We start from the raw sequence: 18,314 nt of genomic DNA, 5'->3' as shown, positions 1-18,314 counted from the left end.
AGGCAGAAGCGAAGAAGGCCGAAGCATCGCCCGCCCCGACCCCAAGTGCAAGCGCAACCGACCGTCCAGCCACCCACCACGCGACCCCGGCCGATGGTACGATGCGCGCCCCATGCGCATCCAAGATTTCCACCACGCCCTGGCCGAACTCGGCGCCAAACCCTGCCATATCGGCCGGGTCAGCCGTGCCTGGCTGCAAGGCCGGCCACTCGATACCGGCACCCGCTACCAATCCGCGGAAAACTACCTGCCGCTCAGCGTGCGTCAGGGCCTGCCCGAACTCGAACAGACCCTGGACCGCCTGGCCCGGCTGCACACCCACCATCCGGCCGCCGACGGCTCGGCACGACTGCTGGTCGAACTTGGTGACGGCCAGATGGTGGAAAGCGTCCTGCTGCCGCGCGACGGACTCTGCGTCTCCACCCAGGTCGGCTGCGCCGTAGGCTGCCTGTTCTGCATGACCGGCAAAAGCGGCCTGCTGCGCCAGCTCGGCAGCGCCGAGATCGTGGCCCAGGTGGCGCTGGCGCGCCGTCTGCGCCCGGTCAAGAAAGTGGTGTTCATGGGCATGGGCGAGCCAGCCCACAATCTCGACAATGTGCTCGAAGCCATCGACCTGCTGGGCAGCGATGGCGCCATCGGCCACAAGAATCTGGTGTTCTCGACCGTGGGTGATCTGCGCGTATTCGAGCGTCTGCCGCGCCAGCGCATCAAACCGGCGCTGGCCCTGTCGCTGCACAGCACCCGCGCCGACCTGCGCGAGCATCTATTGCCGCGCGCCCCTCGGATCGACCCGGAAACCTTGCTCGAACTGGGCGAAGAATATGCCCGTCAGGTCGGCTATCCGATCCAGTACCAGTGGACCCTGCTCAAGGGCATCAACGACAGCCAGGAGGAAATGGACGCCATCCTGCGTCTGTTCCGTGGCAAATTCGCCGTGCTCAATCTGATTCCCTATAACAGCCTTGAATCGGATCAATATCAGCGGCCTGATTTCGAACATATCCGCCATATGGTCCGTTATCTGCACGGCAATGGCGTGCTGACCAAGGTCCGCAACTCGGCCGGCCAGGATATCGACGGCGGCTGCGGCCAATTACGCGCGCGGGCAACCCAGGTGATTGAAGTGTCGCGGCTGCGGCGCAAGCAACGTGATGTGGCAGCTTGAGACAGCCCTACCGAATCGAATTGCATCAATCAATTTATTTACCTATTTTTTTATATTTAAAAAATATCCAGCACAGTATCTTGCAGACAAAAGACAGATTTGTTTAATAAGAACAGAAATATCTGATCCTGCTCACTATCGCGATTCCCATAGAAAAACCGGGTGCCGCCTTCAGGCGGACCCGGTTTTTTTAGGAACATCCTTACCAGATACGGATACGTTGCGACTCAGGCTTATACATGCCGTCGCCCGGCTTGGTGCCGAAGGTCTGGTGGAACGCATCGCTATTCATCGCCGAGCCAATGGCGCGGAACGCCTCGGGCGAATGCGGGTCGGCCACCAGTTGTTGCAACATGGCCGGTTCACGTGCCTTGCTGCGCCAGGCCTGACCGAAACCGATAAAGAAGCGCTGCTCGCCGCTGAAGCCGTCGAGCACCTCGGAAGGCTTGCCGTTGAGACTCAGCTGGTAGGCTTTGAAGGCGATCTGTAGCCCCGACAGATCGGCGATATTCTCGCCCAGGGTCAGGCGGCCGTTGACGAAATGCTTCGGCAGCGCCTCGTAGCGGTTGTACTGCTGGACCAATTTGCTGGTCAGCCGCTCGAACCCCTTGCGGTCGGCAGGCTGCCACCAGTTGCGCAGATTGCCGTCACCGTCGTACTGGCTGCCCTGATCGTCGAAACCATGGCTGATCTCGTGGCCGATAATCGCGCCGATCGCGCCGTAGTTCACCGCATCGTCGGCCTCGGGGTAGAAGAACGGCGGTTGCAGCACCGCAGCCGGGAAGACGATCTCGTTAAGGCCCGGGTGGTAATAGGCGTTGACCGTCTGCGGCGTCATGCCCCATTCCTCGCGGTCGACCGGCTGGCCGAGCCGGGCCAGGTCGTAGCGGTAATGGAACTGCTGGCCGCGGATGGCGTTGCCGACCAGATCGTCGGGTCGCGCTTCGAGCCCGCTATAGTCGCGCCACTTGCTCGGATAGCCGATCTTGACCCGGTACTTCTGCAATTTCTCCTTGGCCTGCCGTTTGGTGACCGGGCTCATCCAGCTCAGGCCGTCGATGCTCTGATCGAAAGCCTTGAGCAGATTGCCGACCAGCGCCTCCATCTTGGCCTTGGACTCGGCCGGGAAATACTTGGCCACGTAATGCTTGCCGATGCTCTCGCCCACCAGCGCTTCGACGAAGCGGACAGCACGCTTCCAGCGCGGCCGCATTTCGGTCATGCCGCTCAGGGTCTTACCGTGGAAATCGAAATGGGCCTGCACCAGGGGCTGATGGAGCAAGCCGGCGAATTCGTCGAGCGTGCGAGTGCGCAGATAGTCGCGCCAGACTTCGAGCGGCTCCTGCTCGACCATCCGGGCCAACGCCCGCGCATAGCTCGGCTCGCCCAGGTCGAATTCCTGCACCTGGCCCATCTCGGCGCCGTCCAGGAAGGTGTTCCAATCGAGCTGGGGCGCCACCCGGGCCAGTCCCTTGCGATCGAGCTTGTTGTAGGTCTTGTGCGGGTCACGCAGCGTCACCTGGTCCCACTGTATCCGGGCCAGCCGGGTCTCGAAGGCCAGCACGGCTTGGGCACGGCGGTCGGCATCGGCAAAGCCGGCCTCGCGCAGCAGGGTGGTCAGATAGCTCAGATAGGCCTTACGCACCACCTTGAAGCGGGCATCGGACTTCAGATAGTAGTCGCGGTCCGGCATGCCCAAACCGCCCTGATTGAGCGCCGCCAGATAACGGGTGGCGTTCTTGTCGTCGATCCCGACATGGGGTTGCAGTGGCGTCACCACACTGCGCGAGGGCAGATTGCCAAGCAGACGGGTCAGCGCGCGCCGGTCAGCCACGGCCTCGATCTCGGCCAGCAGCGGCTTGAGCGGGGCAAGTCCCAGCCGATTGGCCATGTCCTCGTCGAGATAGCTGCGGTAGAGCGCGCCGATCTGCTGCGACTCCGGCGCATCGGGGGCCGCCACCGCCGCCTCGATCAGCTCGCGCACCCGCTTCTGCGACAGCTCGTGCAGCTCGGTAAAGCCACCCCATTCGCTCTGGTCGGCCGGGATGTCGGTATGTTTGAGCCAGTTGCCGTTGACGGCCTGGTAAAGATTGTCCTGAATCCGCACGCTGCGGTCGAAATGCTCAGGCTCGATACCGGCACGGCCGGCGGCAAACGCCGGCAGGGCCAGCAACAACAGAAGGGCCAGACGGCCCGGCTGGAAAGTCTTCCTCATATCGCTCTCTTGCTTATCGTGTAATAGCGGCCACCTGCCGCGACCCGGGGCAAAAACCCGGCGATTGAAAACCTTTGCCGGCGACAGCAGCCACCCTGATGCGACGGAGCGTCAACCATGACGACAAAGCGTCACTGACAGGCGCGGACCGTCCCACCTTGCCGACGGCCGCAATGGTATTGGATTCGCGGCTTGTCGATAATAGCGGGCACGGTCGTCCTTCCCGCGACCGCAGGATCTCCATGCCCTTCGCCTTCCTGAACGCCCTGCAAAACCTGCTGCCGCCCGAGGCGCTGGTGCTCGACCATGAACGCCTGCGCGCCTTCGAGTGCGATGCCCTGTCGGGCTATCGCGCCCTGCCGCTGGCAGTGGCCCTGCCTGCCAGCGAAGCCGAGGTGGTGGCGGTGGTCAAACTCTGCCGCACCCATCGCATCCCGCTGGTGCCACGTGGTGCCGGCACCGGCCTGTCGGGCGGAGCGCTGCCGGTCGAAGGGGCACTGCTGCTGGGTCTGTCGCGCATGCGCAGTCTGCTGGCTCTCGACCCGGTCAGCCGTACCGCCCGTGTCCAGCCCGGAGTGCGCAATCTGGCCGTCTCGGAAGCCGCCGCCCCCTATGGCCTCTACTACGCTCCCGATCCTTCCTCACAGATCGCCTGCTCGATCGGCGGCAATGTGGCCGAGAACGCCGGTGGCGTGCACTGCCTCAAATATGGCCTGACCGTCCATAACGTGCTGGGACTACGGCTGGTCACGACAGAAGGCGATGTGCTGACCCTGGGCGGCGCCTGCCTCGACAGCCCCGGCTACGATCTGCTGGCGCTGACCATCGGCAGCGAAGGGCTGCTTGGCATCGTCACCGAAGTCACGCTGCGCCTGCTGCCACGTCCACAGACCGCTCAGGTCATCCTGGCCGGTTTCCCCACCGTCAGTGCCGCCGCCGAGGCGGTGGCGGCACTGATGGCCGAGGGCATCACCCCGGCCGGGCTCGAATTGATGGATCAGCCCACGGTCCGCGCCGTGGAAGACTATCTGCACGCCGGCTACCCGACCGAGGCCGCTGCGCTGCTGCTGGCCGAAGCCGACGGCAGCGCCGCCGAAGTCGAGGCCGATATCGCCCAGATGCGCGAACTGCTGCTGCGCTGCGGTGCCAATTCCTTGCGTGTCTCGCGTGACGAGACCGAACGACAGGCTTTCTGGGCCGGGCGCAAGGCGGCTTTCCCGGCGGCCTCACGACTGGCGCCCGATTACTACTGCATGGACGGCACCATCCCACGGCGCAAACTGGCCGAGGTGCTCGAAGGCATCGCCGAGCTGTCGCGCGAATTCGGCCGTCCCTGTATCAATGTGTTTCATGCCGGTGACGGCAATCTGCATCCGCTGATCCTGTACGACGCCAATGTACCGGGCCAGTTTGCCCGCACCGAGGCCATGGGCCTTGCCATCGCCCGACTATGCGTGGCGGCGGGCGGCGCCATCAGCGGCGAACATGGCGTCGGGGTGGAAAAGCTCGATGCCATGTGCAGCCAGTTCGGTCCTGACGAGCTGGCGCAGTTTCTGGCCGTCAAGCGGGCCTTCGACCCGCAGGGCTTGCTGAATCCGGGCAAGGCCATTCCGACGCTGCACCGCTGCGCCGAGCTAGGTGGCGTCCATATCCATGGCGGACAGACCCGCTTTCCCGATCTGCCGAGATTCTGACCATGCTCGATACCCTGATAGGCCAGATCCAGTCAGCCCAGGCGACCCGCCGGCCGCTGGTGGTGCTTGGCTGCGGCAGCAAGTCCTGGCACGCCGCGCAGGCGACGGGACAGCAACTGGTGCTGGCCGACTATCGCGGCATCGTCGATTACCAGCCGACCGAACGGGTGGTCACGGCCCGCGCCGGTACGCGCCTGACCGACTTGCAGGCCGAACTGGCGCGCCATGGCCAGATGTTGGCGGCTGAGCCGCCCACGCTTGGCGGACAGGCCAGCCTGGGCGGCGCGCTGGCCTGCGGCTGGTCCGGTCCACGCCGGCCCTGGGCCGGGGCGCTGCGCGATCAGGTGCTCGGCTGCACCATCATCAATGGCCAGGGCCAATTGCTGCGCTTTGGCGGCCAGGTGATGAAGAACGTGGCCGGTTTCGACCTGAGCCGGCTGATGGTGGGCAGCTTTGGCACGCTCGGCGTGATCGTCGAGGCAAGCCTGCGTCTGGCGCCTCGCCCGGAGACCGAGCTGGTGCTGCGCTTTGAACTCGATCAGGCCGATGCGATCCGGATGATGAACCATACTGCCGGCTCCCCGTTCCCGCTCAGCGGTGCGGCCTGGGAGCGCAAAATCCTGCGTTTGCGCCTGTCCGGCCATGCCAGCGCCGTGGCGGCGGCGGCCGAGCAACTGGGCGGTGATCCCGACCCCGAGGGCCTGATCTGGTTTGCCCGGCTGGCCGATCTGCGCCATCCGCTATTTGCCGACCCGGGTCAGGGCATGGCGCTATGGCGCTTGTCCCTGCCCTCGGCCGCACCGCCGCTGCTGCCGGGCTATCCGCAACTGCTCGACTGGGGCGGTGCGCTGCGCTGGCTGGTGGCACCGCTCGAGCAAAGCAAGGTGATCCGCGCCGCCGTCGAGCACCAGGGCGGGCATGCCACCTGCCTGCGCCAGGGCAGCGGTGGCGCGCGGCTGCCGCGCCAGCATCCCTTGCCGCCGGCGCTGGCGGCACTGCAAAAACGGCTGAAGCAGGCTTTTGACCCAGCCGGCATCCTTAACCCCGGCGCGCCTTTGCCAGGACTGTGACTCGCCATGCAAACCCGTCTTGCCGACGAATTCCGCGACAGCCAGGAAGGCCGTGAAGCCGAGGCCATCCTGCGCCAGTGCGTCCATTGCGGCTTCTGCCTGGCCACCTGTCCCACCTATCTGGCCACCGGGAACGAGCTGGATAGCCCGCGCGGCCGGATCTATCTGATCAAGCAGCTCTTCGAAGGCCAGCCCAGCGGCCAGTTGACCCAGCACCATCTCGACCGCTGCTTGGGCTGCCGTGCCTGTGAGACCACCTGCCCATCCGGGGTGAGCTATCACCGGCTGGCTGACCTCGGCCGCCATTGGCTGGAAAGCCATACCCAACGCCCTCGTGGCGAGCGTTTTCGGCGCGCCATGCTATTGCGACTGCTGCGTCGGCGTGGTCTGTTCTCGACCCTGACCCGGATCGGCCGGTTAGCGCGCCCATTTGCGCCAGGCACGACCGGCGCCATTCCCCGCCGTGGCGACCCGCGCCGCCCGGCACCACGCCATGGCGAACGCTGGCTGCTGCTCGACGGCTGCGTTCAACCGGGCCTGGCGCCCGGCATCAACGGTGCCACGGCCCGGGTGCTCGACGCGCTGGGCATCTCGGTCGAGCCGGTGGCCGGCTGTTGCGGCGCACTGGCCTGGCATCTCAACGACCCAGCCACCGGCCGCGCCGATATGCGCCGGCTGGTCGAGCAGTGTCAGGCCGGTCTCGACGCCGGTGCTGCCGGCATACTGTCTACTGCCTCAGGCTGCGGCGCCAGCGTGGTCGAATACGGCCATCTACTCGGCGACGACCCCGACTACGCCGCCCCGGCCAGTCGCGTGGCCGCCGCCGCGCTCGACCTGTCTCAATTGCTGGCCCGCCATATCGAGCGTCTGGTTCCGTTGCTGCGCCCACTGGCCGATCCGCGTCTGGTCTTCCATCCGCCCTGTAGTCTGCAACATGGGCTGCGGCTGCGCGGCACGGTCGAAGCCCTGCTGACCCGACTCGGCTATATCCTGCTGCCCGTCAACGATGCCCATCTGTGCTGCGGCTCGGCCGGCAGCTATTCGGTCTTCCAGCCCGAACTGGCCCAGAAGCTCCGCGCCGATAAATTGCAGCAGCTCGAAGCCGGTCAGCCGCCCGTGATCGCTACCGCCAATATCGGTTGCCAATCCTATCTACAGGCCGCGACCGCCACGCCGGTACGCCACTGGATCGAACTGGTGGCGCAGCGCCTGCTTTGATTCACTCCGACTCCGACTCCGACTCCGACTCCGACTCCGACTCCGACTCCGACTCCGACTCCGACTCCGACTCCGACTCCGACTCCGACTCCGACTCCGACTCCGACTCCGACTCCGACTCCGACTCCGACTCCGACTCCGACTCCGACTCCGACTCCGACTCCGACTCTCAGGACAGCCTGACCCTATATATTTATTTTTTCAAATAAACAGCCTCTGTCCTTGCAGACTATTTTCAGAAAATTTTCCTAAAGCTTCGCGCCATCTTCACATCCCGCATTGGATGACGTCCATCCTACTGCCTGGCGGCCCCTGCTGGACGAACGGTATCAGCATGTAAACGCTTTACGCTTGTGCTGGCTCGGCAGCTGACCTATCACCAAGCAAATGCCGGAACTGCCGTTCCGGCCGGTCTGCCGGAGCACTGCCATGATCAGTCTGCTGTCACGCCATCTGCTGTGTCTGCTGCTGGGCTGCCTGGCATGGGTGCAGGCCGAGGAAATCCGGCTGGCCAATGGGGAATGGCAGCCTTATCTATCCGAAACCCTGCCCCATTACGGTTTTGCTTCGCGGATCGTCACGGCTGCCTTTGAGCGGGTCGGCGTCACGGTGCGCTACGAGTTCTACCCCTGGGCACGGGCGCAAAGTATGGTCGAGCAGGGCACGATTGCCGGCTCGGTGGTCTGGTCGCGCACGCCTGAGCGGCTGCGCTTTGCCTTTTTCAGCGATCCGGTGATTACCGACGAAGAGGTGCTGTTCCACCTCAAGGAAAAACCGTTGCAGTGGCAGCAGTTCAGCGATCTGCGCGGCCTGACCATGGCCACGCCCTTGGGCTCCAAGCTCGGCGTCTGGGAAGTGCCGATCCGCGAGGGCTTGGTGATCAATCTCTCCGCCCTCAATGTCGAGACCGGCATGAAGATGCTGCTGGCCGGCCGGATCGACTTCTTCCCGCTGGCCCGCACCGTCGGCTACCAGACGCTGCGGGCCCATTTCACACCGGCTGAGCGCGAGCGGATCGTCCATGCCACCAAGGTGGCCGAGCAGATCGATTACCGTCTGATGCTGTCGCGCCAGGTCCCGGGTAACCGGGCGCTGCTTGAGCGCTTCAATGAAGGATTGGGGCAGTTGCGCCGCAGCGGCGACTACGCCCGGCTGGAAAGCGAACTGCTGGCTGGGAAATTCGATCAGGCTAAATAGGATTGCTCAGTCGGATCGGGCCTGAGGCGGAGCTGGAGCTGGCGGCGGGACAAAGCGGTAGAGGCTGGAAGGCATCAAGAGGCCCATCGCGCCTGAAAACCCTTTCCGTTGTCACCGCACCTGGGCCTGATCCTGCGCGCCCGCCGGAAAGCATCTCCGCCTGCCACCACACCAAGAAACCGGCCCGCACCACGTTATAATGGCCGCCGTTTCTTCGCCAACCTTGTGATGGCGCGCCGCTGGGCGCCCCCGTCCCCTTTCCGATGAACAGCGATCAAGGCGCAAGCTTTTTCTGGCACGACTATGAGTCGTTCGGCCTCAATCCGCGTCTCGACCGGCCGGCCCAGTTTGCCGGGCAGCGAACCGATCTCGACCTCAATCCGATTGGCGAACCGGTATCGCTCTATTGCCGACTGAGCGACGACTATCTGCCCGATCCCGACGCCTGCCTGATCACCGGCATCGGCCCGACCACGGTACAGACGCGCGGTCTGCCCGAACCCGAATTCGTCGCGCGTATCCATGCCGAACTGGCCAAACCGCAAACCTGCGGTCTGGGCTACAACACCCTGCGTTTCGACGATGAAATGACCCGCCACCTGCTGTGGCGCAATCTGTATGAGCCCTATGGCCGTGAATTCCGTAATGGCTGTTCGCGCTGGGATATTCTCGATCTGGTACGCGCCACCTATGCCTTTCGCCCTGAAGGGATCACCTGGCCGCGCCGTGACGATGGTCAAGTCAGCTTCAAGCTCGAACATCTGACTGCGGCGAACGGCATCAGCCATGGCCGGGCCCACGATGCCCTGTCCGATGTCGAAGCGACGATTGCGCTGGCCCGACTGATCAAGACCCGTCAACCGCGGCTATTTGATTTCTGCCTGAGGCTGCGTCAGCGCCAGGCGGTGCTCGACGAGCTGGCGCCGCTCGATGGCCGGCCGTTTCTGCATGTATCGGGGATGTATCCGGCCTCGCGCGGCTGCATGGCCGTGGTGGCGCCGCTGGGCTGGCACCCGAGCAATCGCAATGAATTGGCGGTCTGGGATCTGGCGCACGACCCAACCGAACTGTTCGACCTCGACGCCGAGCAACTGCGCCGTCGGCTGTTTGCCAGGTCCGATGCCACCAATGGCGAGAGCCGGCTGCCGATCAAGACCATCCACCTCAACCGCAGTCCGGTGGTGGTGGGCAGTCTGCGTGCGCTGTTTCCCGAGCGGGCCGCAGAACTGGGCATCGACCTCGAACGCGCCCTGATCCATGCCGAACGGCTCAAGCATGGCCCGAAGCCTGAGGCAGCGCTGGCCGCTGCCTACAGCCGACAGGAACCTATCGTGCCGCGCGATGTCGACGAAGCGCTCTACGACGGCTTTATCGGCGACCGTGACCGGCGCAGCCTGGACCGACTGCGCCGGCTCGCCCCGGCCCAGTTGGCCGACGAACGGGTCAGCTTCGACGACCCACGTCTGGAGGAACTGCTGTTCCGCTACCGCGCCCGCAACTGGCCCGATCAGCTCGATGCCGACGAGCGACTGCGCTGGCAGGCCCATCGCGCCGATCGGCTGGTCGATGGCGCAGCCGGCGCCTTGAGCCTGGCCGCCTTGCGCGAACGTCTGGCTGCCTTGCGCGAACCGGCCGATTCCGCGCAGACTGCGCTGCTCGACGAACTGGAGCGCTACGCCGCTCATCTGGCCGCGACCCTGGCCTGACCGGGGCGCATCACTTCCTGTAACTTCTGGAACCGCTTTAGCACGCCATGAAAACGATCTATACCGTGACCCTCGCCGCCGGCCTCGTCGCACTGGGCGGCCAAGCCCACGCCGAGGAAGCGCTGGCCCAGTCGTTCGACGAAGCCCTGGTCCGCGCCGTGATGCAGGACCAAGACAGCGCCAACCACGCCTACCGCAGCGAGACCTTGCAAACCCCGCTCAATGCCGCCGTCACCCGGGCAGTGGAAACCTGCACCAGCAAGGCCAAGAAAGACCGTCACCGTCGCCTGCGCTTTGCCGCCGCCCTCGGCCCCGACGGCAGCGTGGCGAAGGTCTGGAGCGACAGCGATCCGGTGACGGCCGACTGTCTGAGCCAGCAGCTGCTCAAAGTGCAGCTGCCGAAACCGCCCAAGTCCCCCTATTATCTTCAGATGGACATGAGCCTCGACACGGCCAAGTCCGCCCCCAAAGCGGCCAAATAGGCCAGGCGACCCGGGCCGCCCAGCCGGGCGGTCCGACTCACCAGGAGGAACCATGCATACCATTCTGCTTACCGGCCGCAATGGCCAGGTCGGCTGGGAACTACAGCGCAGTCTGCAAGGACTCGGTCGCGTTGTCGCACCTGACAGCCGCAGCCTCGATCTGGCTGATCCGGACGCGCTGCGTGCCACCATTGCCGAAGTCCGTCCCAGCCTGATCATCAATCCGGCCGCCTATACCGCCGTCGATCTGGCCGAACAGGAAGTCGAGCGCGCCTACGCCATCAACGGCATCGCCCCGGGCGTACTGGCCGAACAGGCCAAGCGGCTCGGTATTCCGCTGATCCACTATTCGACCGATTACGTCTACTCGGGCGAGGGCGACACTCCTTGGCATGAGCACGATCCGGTCGCGCCGCAAAATGTCTACGGTGCCTCCAAGCTGGCGGGCGAAGAAGCCATCCGCGCCATTGGCTGCGATCATCTGATCCTGCGTACTTCCTGGGTCTACGCCGCGCGTGGCAAGAATTTCCTGCTGACCATGCGCCGGCTTGGCCGCGAGCGCGAGTCGCTCAATATCGTGGCCGATCAGGTGGGTGCCCCGACCTGGGCTCGAACCATCGCCGACCTGACCACCCATATCGTGGCCGTCCGCCCCGACTGGCACGGCGTCAGCGGTGTCTATCACCTGGTCAATGGCGGCAATACCAGTTGGTTCGGTTTTGCCGAAGCGATCTTCCGCCTCGCCGCAGCAGCCGGCGACAAGGTGCCGAACGTAGCGCCGATCGCCAGCGAAGCCTATCCGACCCCGGCCAAACGTCCGAAAAACTCGCGGTTGGCACTCAATAAGCTGCAAGAAACCTTCGGTCTGACCCCACCGCACTGGGAAGAGGCACTGGCGCTGTGCTGGGAGTCACTTCCTTGAACGGCACGGAGCCGCTTTCGCGTCCGACACTGCTGGCAGCCATCGCTGCCGGCCGGCAGTTCGACTATCTGCCGTTCTGGGGCCACAGCGGCACCGCGCTGCGGGCTAGCCTAAGTCAGTGGTATCGCCGTCCTTTCACGGTCGATGGGGTCGATTACGCCAGCGCCGAGCACTATATGATGGCCGGCAAAGCCCGGCTGTTCGGCGATGGCGCCACGCTGGAACGCATCCTGGCCACTGACGATCCGAGTGCAGCCAAGCGGCTTGGCCGCGAGGTGCAGCACTACGATGAGCAAAGCTGGCGTCAGCATCGCTTCGAGATCGTGCTAGCCGGGAATCTGGCCAAATTCGGCCAACATCGCGATCTACATGACTTCCTGCTGGGTACCGGCCACCAGATTCTCGTTGAGGCAAGTCCGGTTGACCGGATCTGGGGCATTGGTCTGGCTGCAGACCATCCCGACGCTGCCAATCCAGCCCGCTGGCAGGGCGATAATCTGCTGGGCTTTGCGCTGATGCAGGTGCGGCAGCAGCTGCGGGAACAGGGTAAATAGCCGTCATGGCGCCCTCTATCTGTCCAACGTCAGCTGGATTCGACGCCAGCTTGGATAGAATCAACAATTCTGAAAATCTGTGCAAGTTTCTTGGCGATTAGTAACCGAAATAGAAAAAAAGCGGACGGATGATTCCGACCGCTTTGCTTTGATGCAGATGTTTCGCCAGGCTTACTGGGCTGCGATGATCTTGACCTCGACCTTGTACTCGGGGCTGGCCAGCCGCGATTCGACCGTGGCACGCGCCGGCGTATGGCCCTGTGGTACCCACACCGACCACGCCTCGTTCATGGCGTCGTAGTCGTTCATATCGGCCAGCCAGATCTGGGCGCTCAGAATCTTGGTCTTGTCGCTGCCGACCTCGGCCAGCAGACGATCGATCATGCCGAAGATTTCCTCGGCCTGGGCTTTGGCATCCTGCTGTAGCGTGGCGTCGGCGACCTGGCCTGCCAGATAGATCGTTTGGTTGTGGACCACGATTTCCGATAAGCGCGGGCCGACGTGATAGCGTTGAATCGACATGAAAGTCCTTTCTGGAACGAAACGGCGGGGCCTGACGCGCCGACGCGCGGCCCGTGGACCGCGCGTCGTGGCGCAAACGGCGAGTATAGCCGAGATCAGGCCATGGCAACGCCACGCAGACGCAGCGAGAACTCACGCAGGGCGTCGATACCGCTGGCTTCGGCCCGGTTGCACCAGTCCTGCAATTGCTTGACCAGTTGCTCCTTCGAAGCCGACGAACGCTCCCACAAAGCCGTCAATTCCTGCCGCATCCGATACACCGTCTCCAATACCTTGGACTCGGCCAGCAGCGCATCGAGCTTGGCCTGCTCACGCAGCGGGATATGCTTGCGATCCTGCTTGAGCCAGCGCCGCATGGCGCGCTGCACATTGGTTTCGAATTGCGGCAGATGCGGTGCATGCTGCTTGAGCTTTTCCAGCTCCAGCCCGACCGTCGCCTTGACCGTTTTGGCGTAGTTGGCAGCGATCTGATAGCGGTTGGCGATAATGGCCTGCAAGGTGTCGAAATCGACCTGCGGCTTGGGCTCGACCCGTTTCACCGTCGGTGCCACGCGACGCACCTTGGCCAGTCGCAGCACTTCGAGGCAGCGGATATAGAACCAGCCGATATCGAATTCCCACCATTTGTTGGACAGCTTGGCCGAGGTGCCGAAGGTATGGTGGTTGTTATGCAGCTCCTCGCCACCGATCAGGATGCCCCAGGGTACGATATTGGTCGAAGCGTCTTCGCATTCGAAATTGCGATAGCCGAAGTAGTGGCCAATGCCGTTGATCACGCCGGCGGCGGTCACCGGAATCCAGATCATCTGCACCGCCCACATCCAGATACCGTTGGCACCGAACAACAGCAGATAGGTAATGGCCAATAGCGTGACACCAAGCGCGCTGTGCCGGGTGTAGAGGTTGCGCTCGATCCAGTCATCGGGCGTGCCGTGACCGTATTTTTCCAGGGTTTCCTGATTCTTGGCTTCTTTGCGGTACAGCTCGGAGCCTTCCAGCAGAACCTTCTTCAGCCCAAGGACCTGAGGGCTGTGCGGGTCTTGCTCGGTTTCGCAGTGGGCGTGGTGTTTGCGGTGGATGGCCGCCCATTCCTTGGTGACCATCCCGGTGGTCAGCCACAGCCAGAGACGGAAGAAATGGCTGGGCAGCGGATGCAGATCGAGGGCGCGGTGGGCTTGATGACGGTGGAGAAAGATCGTGACCGACGCGATGGTGATATGGGTCAGCAGCAAGGTAGCGACGATATAACCCCACCAGGGTAGATCGATGAGACCGTTCAACCAGGACATGATGCGCGTTTCCTTAAAAAGTGAGGCAAAACAAGAAGAGCAAATATTCTACCCTTGATTAGAACGAGGGTCGCAATGCTTAGTTTCGATCTGCACCCATCTCAGCCGTTCCGCTCAGTACCCGCACATCGCGGCGCGGGCATGGCATCTCGATGCCATGGGCGGCAAAACTGCGCCAGATCTTCAGATTGAGCGCCGAGCGCAAGCCCAGCGTGCCTTGATCGGCATCTTTGACCCATAGTCCAAGCTCAAGGTCGATCCCGCTTTCCGCAAAGCCACGCAGGAAGACCTGCGGGGCGGGCTCAGCCAGAATCCGGTCTTCCCCTTCGGTCACCGCCAACAGCAAAGCCATTGCCTGCTCGATATCGCTGCCATAGGCGATCTGCACAGGCAATGCCAGGCGCAGCGTCTTATCACTGAATGATAGATTGAGCACGGTCGAGGTGATCAAGGTCTCATTGGGGATAATCGCCTCGGTTCCGTCAGTCGCCTTCAGTACCACATAGCGGGCAGTGATCGCCGAGATAATGCCCTGGCGATCACTGACATTGACCAGGTCGCCGATTCGCACCGAGCGATCGAGCAGAATGATGAAGCCGGAAACGTAGTTGCTGGCGATCTTCTGTAAGCCAAAGCCCAGTCCTACCCCTAGCGCGCCGCCGAAGACCGACAGCACGGTCAGGTCTATTCCGACCAGCGGTAGCGCTACCAGCACCGCAAGGACCATCAAGGCGGTGCGCACGATCTTGGTAAACACCACCCGCAGACTGAGGTCGAGGCTCTGAGCGGCCATGACCCGCTTTTCCAGTTGCCGTCCCAGCCACATGGCCAGCAACAGGGTGGTCGCCACCGACAACAGTCCCTGCAAGATCAGCAGCAGCGAGATACGCTGGCGACCGAGCGGGAAGGCAATGCTTTCCAGCACAACGCGGATTTCTGGCCAGACACCCGTGATATATAGCGCAAAACCTGCCCAGATCAGCATGGCTACGGTGCGTTGGCGCTGACGCGACCAGTTGCCCTGGATAAAGGTCTCGTTGAACAGATAGACCGCCACCTGCACCAGAACCATTGCAGAAAGCAGACTGGCGGCCAGGGTCAGCAGGCTGACACTGTGCTGTTGGCGCCAACCGATGATCACCAGTTCGACCGTCAGCCAGCACAGCAATGGCGACAATACCCGTACCATTCCTTGCGAACCGAGCCGCCAGCGGCCCAGGCCCTGACTCTGGTTCAGCCGGGGCCGCAGTAGACGGCTGAGGCCCCAGCCCAAGGCAATGGCAAGACCAAGCCAGCCCAACTGGAGCAGAAAGGCGGGTTCGGTCAGGGTTTGGAAATCGTTGAGAAATTCGTAGAGCGGAGTGGAAGGCAGCGGCTTCATCAAGACTCGGCGCTGCGGATGCGCCGCAGCGTGGCAGTAGTGGACGTATCGAACAGGAAGGGAATCGAGTGGACCGAGCCGCCACGCGCCAGCACTTCGCGGCTGCCGACAATGCGGTCGGGTGTCCAGTCGCCCCCTTTGACCAGTACATCGGGCTCGACCTGCAAGATCAGTTCGAGCGGAGTATCGCTGTCAAACCAGGTGACCAGATCGACCGCTTGCAAGGCGGCAATGACCGCTGCACGGTGGGATAGCGGATTGATCGGCCGATCATCGCCTTTGCCTTGGCGCTTGACCGAGGCATCGGTATTGAGCGCCACCACCAAGCCAGCCCCCAAGGTGCGTGCCTGGGCCAGATAAGTGACATGGCCTCGATGGAGGATATCGAAACAACCGTTGGTAAACACCAGCGGCCGCGGCAGCGTGCCCAGGCGCTCGGCCAGACGCTCAGGTGGACAGAGTTTGGCTTCGAAATCGGGAGGAGAATAGTCCATAGTTTCGGCGGGCAGCGAGCCGCTCAATTGACGCTGCAGTTCCTTACGGTATTGATTGAGTTGGCCGGCGGTCTCGAAAGTCCGATCGAACAGACCCGATAGATTACGCAAGATGCCGCCGACCACCCGGGCTTCCCAGTCGCGGTCAAAGCGGATCTGTACGTCGAGCCAGCGTTCCAGCCAGTTCGGATCAGGAAGTCGGCTTTGCACGGTATCGTTGGGGAACAACGATACGTTGACGTGCAGATTGGTCGGATGCAATGGCTTGCCGCTACGTTGGCTCGAGGCCATCAGCACACCGATCTTGGCAAAGGCAAGCTTGGCCCGATCGCCGCAGCGCTCGATCGCCCTTTTCATATATTTCAGATAAGCCCCGCCATGACGGGCTTCGTCCTGCGACAGCGTCTTGTAGATATGTTTGATTACCGGTTCGGTATGCCATTCGGCAGCGCGGCGATACCACTGGGTCAGCCGGACTTCGCCGCAGAAGTGCAGCATCAGGGTTTCCAACGCAGGCGCCGGGTCGAATTCGAAACGGACGGCGTGGAGCTCGTCTTCAGAAGGCACGAGGTCGGGGCGGAAACGGCGCAGATATTCCATCAGAACCAGCGAGTGCTTCTGTTCCTCGTAGAACCAGATCGACATAAAGGCCGAGAAGTCGCTGTCTTCGTGGTTGTCACGTAGAAACATCTCGGTAGCGGGCAGAGCAGCCCATTCGGTGATGGCGTTGAATTTGACAGTCTGAGCCTGCTCGTCGCTCAGACGAGTGGCGTCGAAGCTGGCCCAGGGAATGTCGTTCTGCATATTCCAGCGCGCTTTTTCCAGGGCAGCGAAGAGTTCCGGATACAGCATGATGCTAGTCTCCCGATCAGAATTCCGGCTAACAGCATAGCGGAAGGATATGGACAGGTTCGTGACGCCACGCCTGTATGAAGGGACTCCAGCAAGGAGTAGGAGGCAAGGCTGGAACGATTCCAAAAGTTTATTCGGTTTTGACCGGGAAGTGCCAGGAAAGGCTGCGAAGAGAGAAAGCAAAGTGCAAAAACAAAAACCCCAGCTCATGGAGCTGGGGTTTTGAGGAGGTAGCCTGGCGGTGCCCTACTTTCACACGGGGATCCGCACTATCATCGGCGCAACGTCGTTTCACGGTCCTGTTCGAGATGGGAAGGCGTGGTACCAACGCGCTAAGGCCGCCAGGCATTAACGATTACGGGCGTCGCCACAAGGCGCCACCCGGTATGGATGCGCTGTGTAGTCACAGCGCACAGAAGAAGTAACCAATAGGTAGGGATGATCGATCGATCGCACCCGACGCACACAGCGTCTTGGGTTATAGGATCAAGCCGCACGGGCAATTAGTATCGGTTAGCTTAACGCATTACTGCGCTTCCACACCCGACCTATCAACGTCCTGGTCTTGAACGACCCTTCAGGGGAATCGAGTTCCCAGGGAAGTCTCATCTTAAGGCAAGTTTCGCGCTTAGATGCTTTCAGCGCTTATCTCTTCCGAACTTAGCTACCCGGCGATACGACTGGCGTCATAACCGGTACACCAGAGGTTCGTCCACTCCGGTCCTCTCGTACTAGGAGCAGCCCCCTTCAAACTTCCAACGCCCACTGCAGATAGGGACCAAACTGTCTCACGACGTTTTAAACCCAGCTCACGTACCACTTTAAATGGCGAACAGCCATACCCTTGGGACCGGCTACAGCCCCAGGATGTGATGAGCCGACATCGAGGTGCCAAACTCCGCCGTCGATGTGAACTCTTGGGCGGAATCAGCCTGTTATCCCCGGAGTACCTTTTATCCGTTGAGCGATGGCCCTTCCATACAGAACCACCGGATCACTATGTCCTGCTTTCGCACCTGCTCGACTTGTCGGTCTCGCAGTTAAGCATCCTTATGCCATTGCACTATCAGTACGATTTCCGACCGTACCTAGGATACCTTCGAACTCCTCCGTTACACTTTGGGAGGAGACCGCCCCAGTCAAACTGCCTACCATGCACGGTCCCCGACCCGGATCACGGGCCTAGGTTAGAACCTCAAACACACCAGGCTGGTATTTCAACGACGGCTCCACGAGAACTAGCGTCCTCGCTTCATAGCCTCCCAGCTATCCTACACAAGTCTGTTCAAAGTCCAATGCAAAGCTACAGTAAAGGTTCACGGGGTCTTTCCGTCTAGCAGCGGGGAGATTGCATCTTCACAAACACTTCAACTTCGCTGAGTCTCGGGAGGAGACAGTGTGGCCATCGTTACGCCATTCGTGCGGGTCGGAACTTACCCGACAAGGAATTTCGCTACCTTAGGACCGTTATAGTTACGGCCGCCGTTTACCGGGGCTTCGATCAAGAGCTTGCACCCCATCACTTAACCTTCCGGCACCGGGCAGGCGTCACA

At 62.3% G+C, this 18,314-nt stretch carries 14 protein-coding genes and 2 rRNA genes (1 of these 16 running past the window's edge); 9 read left to right on the top strand and 7 right to left on the bottom strand.

Annotation, left to right across the window (positions count from 1 at the left end; translation table 11 throughout):
- The first annotated feature begins 112 nt into the window (after positions 1-112).
- Positions 113-1,165: an RNA methyltransferase gene (locus ACFOW7_RS16755; RefSeq protein WP_378166413.1), complete on the top strand. Its 1,053-nt coding sequence runs from the start codon at positions 113-115 to the stop codon at positions 1,163-1,165.
- Between the two features lie 202 nt (positions 1,166-1,367).
- Here the strand turns inward: ACFOW7_RS16755 and ACFOW7_RS16750 are convergent, their stop codons facing one another.
- Positions 1,368-3,380 (bottom strand): M13 family metallopeptidase, encoded by a 2,013-nt coding sequence (locus ACFOW7_RS16750; RefSeq protein WP_378166410.1) that lies wholly within the window; start codon positions 3,378-3,380, stop codon positions 1,368-1,370.
- 242 nt (positions 3,381-3,622) lie between these two features.
- Between ACFOW7_RS16750 and ACFOW7_RS16745 the strand changes: the two genes are divergently transcribed.
- The 8 genes from ACFOW7_RS16745 to ACFOW7_RS16710 all read left to right on the top strand — a co-directional run bounded on the left by ACFOW7_RS16745 (position 3,623) and on the right by ACFOW7_RS16710 (position 12,223).
- A complete protein-coding gene (locus tag ACFOW7_RS16745) occupies positions 3,623-5,074 on the top strand; it encodes an FAD-linked oxidase C-terminal domain-containing protein (RefSeq protein WP_378166407.1) in 1,452 nt (483 codons plus the stop codon).
- A 2-nt stretch (positions 5,075-5,076) separates the two neighbouring features.
- A complete protein-coding gene (gene glcE, locus ACFOW7_RS16740; RefSeq protein ID WP_378166404.1) occupies positions 5,077-6,144 on the top strand; it encodes a glycolate oxidase subunit GlcE in 1,068 nt (355 codons plus the stop codon).
- Between the two features lie 6 nt (positions 6,145-6,150).
- The gene (glcF, locus tag ACFOW7_RS16735; protein WP_378166402.1) at positions 6,151-7,362 is read left to right on the top strand and encodes a glycolate oxidase subunit GlcF; all 1,212 of its coding nucleotides are present in this window, start codon (positions 6,151-6,153) and stop codon (positions 7,360-7,362) included.
- A gap of 429 nt (positions 7,363-7,791) precedes the next feature.
- Positions 7,792-8,559, top strand: a complete 768-nt coding sequence (locus ACFOW7_RS16730; protein ID WP_378166400.1) for a substrate-binding periplasmic protein — start codon at positions 7,792-7,794, stop codon at positions 8,557-8,559.
- A 263-nt stretch (positions 8,560-8,822) separates the two neighbouring features.
- Complete coding sequence (gene sbcB, locus ACFOW7_RS16725) at positions 8,823-10,265, top strand: exodeoxyribonuclease I (protein WP_378166398.1); 1,443 nt, start codon at positions 8,823-8,825, stop codon at positions 10,263-10,265.
- 47 nt (positions 10,266-10,312) lie between these two features.
- On the top strand, positions 10,313-10,747 hold the full coding sequence (locus ACFOW7_RS16720; protein WP_378166396.1) for a hypothetical protein: 435 nt from the start codon (positions 10,313-10,315) through the stop codon (positions 10,745-10,747).
- A gap of 52 nt (positions 10,748-10,799) precedes the next feature.
- The gene (rfbD, locus tag ACFOW7_RS16715) at positions 10,800-11,669 is read left to right on the top strand and encodes a dTDP-4-dehydrorhamnose reductase (protein ID WP_378166394.1); all 870 of its coding nucleotides are present in this window, start codon (positions 10,800-10,802) and stop codon (positions 11,667-11,669) included.
- A complete protein-coding gene (locus tag ACFOW7_RS16710; protein WP_378166392.1) occupies positions 11,666-12,223 on the top strand; it encodes an NADAR family protein in 558 nt (185 codons plus the stop codon). The genes rfbD and ACFOW7_RS16710 overlap by 4 nt, the downstream gene beginning before the upstream one ends.
- Before the next feature lie 171 nt (positions 12,224-12,394).
- Here ACFOW7_RS16710 and ACFOW7_RS16705 read toward each other — a convergent pair whose 3' ends face one another.
- The 6 genes from ACFOW7_RS16705 to ACFOW7_RS16680 form a co-directional block, all read right to left on the bottom strand.
- Entirely contained in the window at positions 12,395-12,745 is a 351-nt protein-coding gene (locus tag ACFOW7_RS16705) for a RidA family protein (RefSeq protein ID WP_378166390.1), read from the bottom strand.
- 95 nt (positions 12,746-12,840) lie between these two features.
- Positions 12,841-14,034 carry a DesA family fatty acid desaturase gene (locus ACFOW7_RS16700; protein ID WP_378166388.1) on the bottom strand — a complete coding sequence of 398 codons (1,194 nt, stop codon included), beginning with the start codon at positions 14,032-14,034 and terminating at the stop codon, positions 12,841-12,843.
- Between the two features lie 79 nt (positions 14,035-14,113).
- Positions 14,114-15,415 (bottom strand): mechanosensitive ion channel family protein, encoded by a 1,302-nt coding sequence (locus ACFOW7_RS16695; protein WP_378166386.1) that lies wholly within the window; start codon positions 15,413-15,415, stop codon positions 14,114-14,116.
- Entirely contained in the window at positions 15,415-15,909 is a 495-nt protein-coding gene (gene rfaE2 / locus ACFOW7_RS16690) for a D-glycero-beta-D-manno-heptose 1-phosphate adenylyltransferase (RefSeq protein ID WP_378168062.1), read from the bottom strand. Before rfaE2 ends, ACFOW7_RS16695 begins: the two co-directional genes overlap by 1 nt.
- A gap of 1,085 nt (positions 15,910-16,994) precedes the next feature.
- Positions 16,995-17,107, bottom strand: a 5S ribosomal RNA gene (rrf, locus tag ACFOW7_RS16685).
- A gap of 136 nt (positions 17,108-17,243) precedes the next feature.
- A 23S ribosomal RNA gene (locus ACFOW7_RS16680) occupies positions 17,244-18,314 on the bottom strand (it continues 1,814 nt past the right edge of the window).

Source organism: Chitinimonas lacunae, from assembly GCF_042650885.1.
Lineage (GTDB): Bacteria > Pseudomonadota > Gammaproteobacteria > Burkholderiales > Chitinimonadaceae > Chitinimonas_A > Chitinimonas_A lacunae.
This window is presented reverse-complemented; position numbering and strand designations above follow the sequence as displayed.

Coding starts and splice junctions, on each gene's coding strand:
- ACFOW7_RS16755 (WP_378166413.1), top strand. CDS start 113: ATGCGCATCCAAGATTTCCACCACGCCCTGGCCGAACTCGGCGCCAAA.
- ACFOW7_RS16750 (WP_378166410.1), bottom strand. CDS start 3,380: ATGAGGAAGACTTTCCAGCCGGGCCGTCTGGCCCTTCTGTTGTTGCTG.
- ACFOW7_RS16745 (WP_378166407.1), top strand. CDS start 3,623: ATGCCCTTCGCCTTCCTGAACGCCCTGCAAAACCTGCTGCCGCCCGAG.
- glcE (WP_378166404.1), top strand. CDS start 5,077: ATGCTCGATACCCTGATAGGCCAGATCCAGTCAGCCCAGGCGACCCGC.
- glcF (WP_378166402.1), top strand. CDS start 6,151: ATGCAAACCCGTCTTGCCGACGAATTCCGCGACAGCCAGGAAGGCCGT.
- ACFOW7_RS16730 (WP_378166400.1), top strand. CDS start 7,792: ATGATCAGTCTGCTGTCACGCCATCTGCTGTGTCTGCTGCTGGGCTGC.
- sbcB (WP_378166398.1), top strand. CDS start 8,823: ATGAACAGCGATCAAGGCGCAAGCTTTTTCTGGCACGACTATGAGTCG.
- ACFOW7_RS16720 (WP_378166396.1), top strand. CDS start 10,313: ATGAAAACGATCTATACCGTGACCCTCGCCGCCGGCCTCGTCGCACTG.
- rfbD (WP_378166394.1), top strand. CDS start 10,800: ATGCATACCATTCTGCTTACCGGCCGCAATGGCCAGGTCGGCTGGGAA.
- ACFOW7_RS16705 (WP_378166390.1), bottom strand. CDS start 12,745: ATGTCGATTCAACGCTATCACGTCGGCCCGCGCTTATCGGAAATCGTG.
- ACFOW7_RS16700 (WP_378166388.1), bottom strand. CDS start 14,034: ATGTCCTGGTTGAACGGTCTCATCGATCTACCCTGGTGGGGTTATATC.
- ACFOW7_RS16695 (WP_378166386.1), bottom strand. CDS start 15,415: ATGAAGCCGCTGCCTTCCACTCCGCTCTACGAATTTCTCAACGATTTC.
- rfaE2 (WP_378168062.1), bottom strand. CDS start 15,909: ATGGACTATTCTCCTCCCGATTTCGAAGCCAAACTCTGTCCACCTGAG.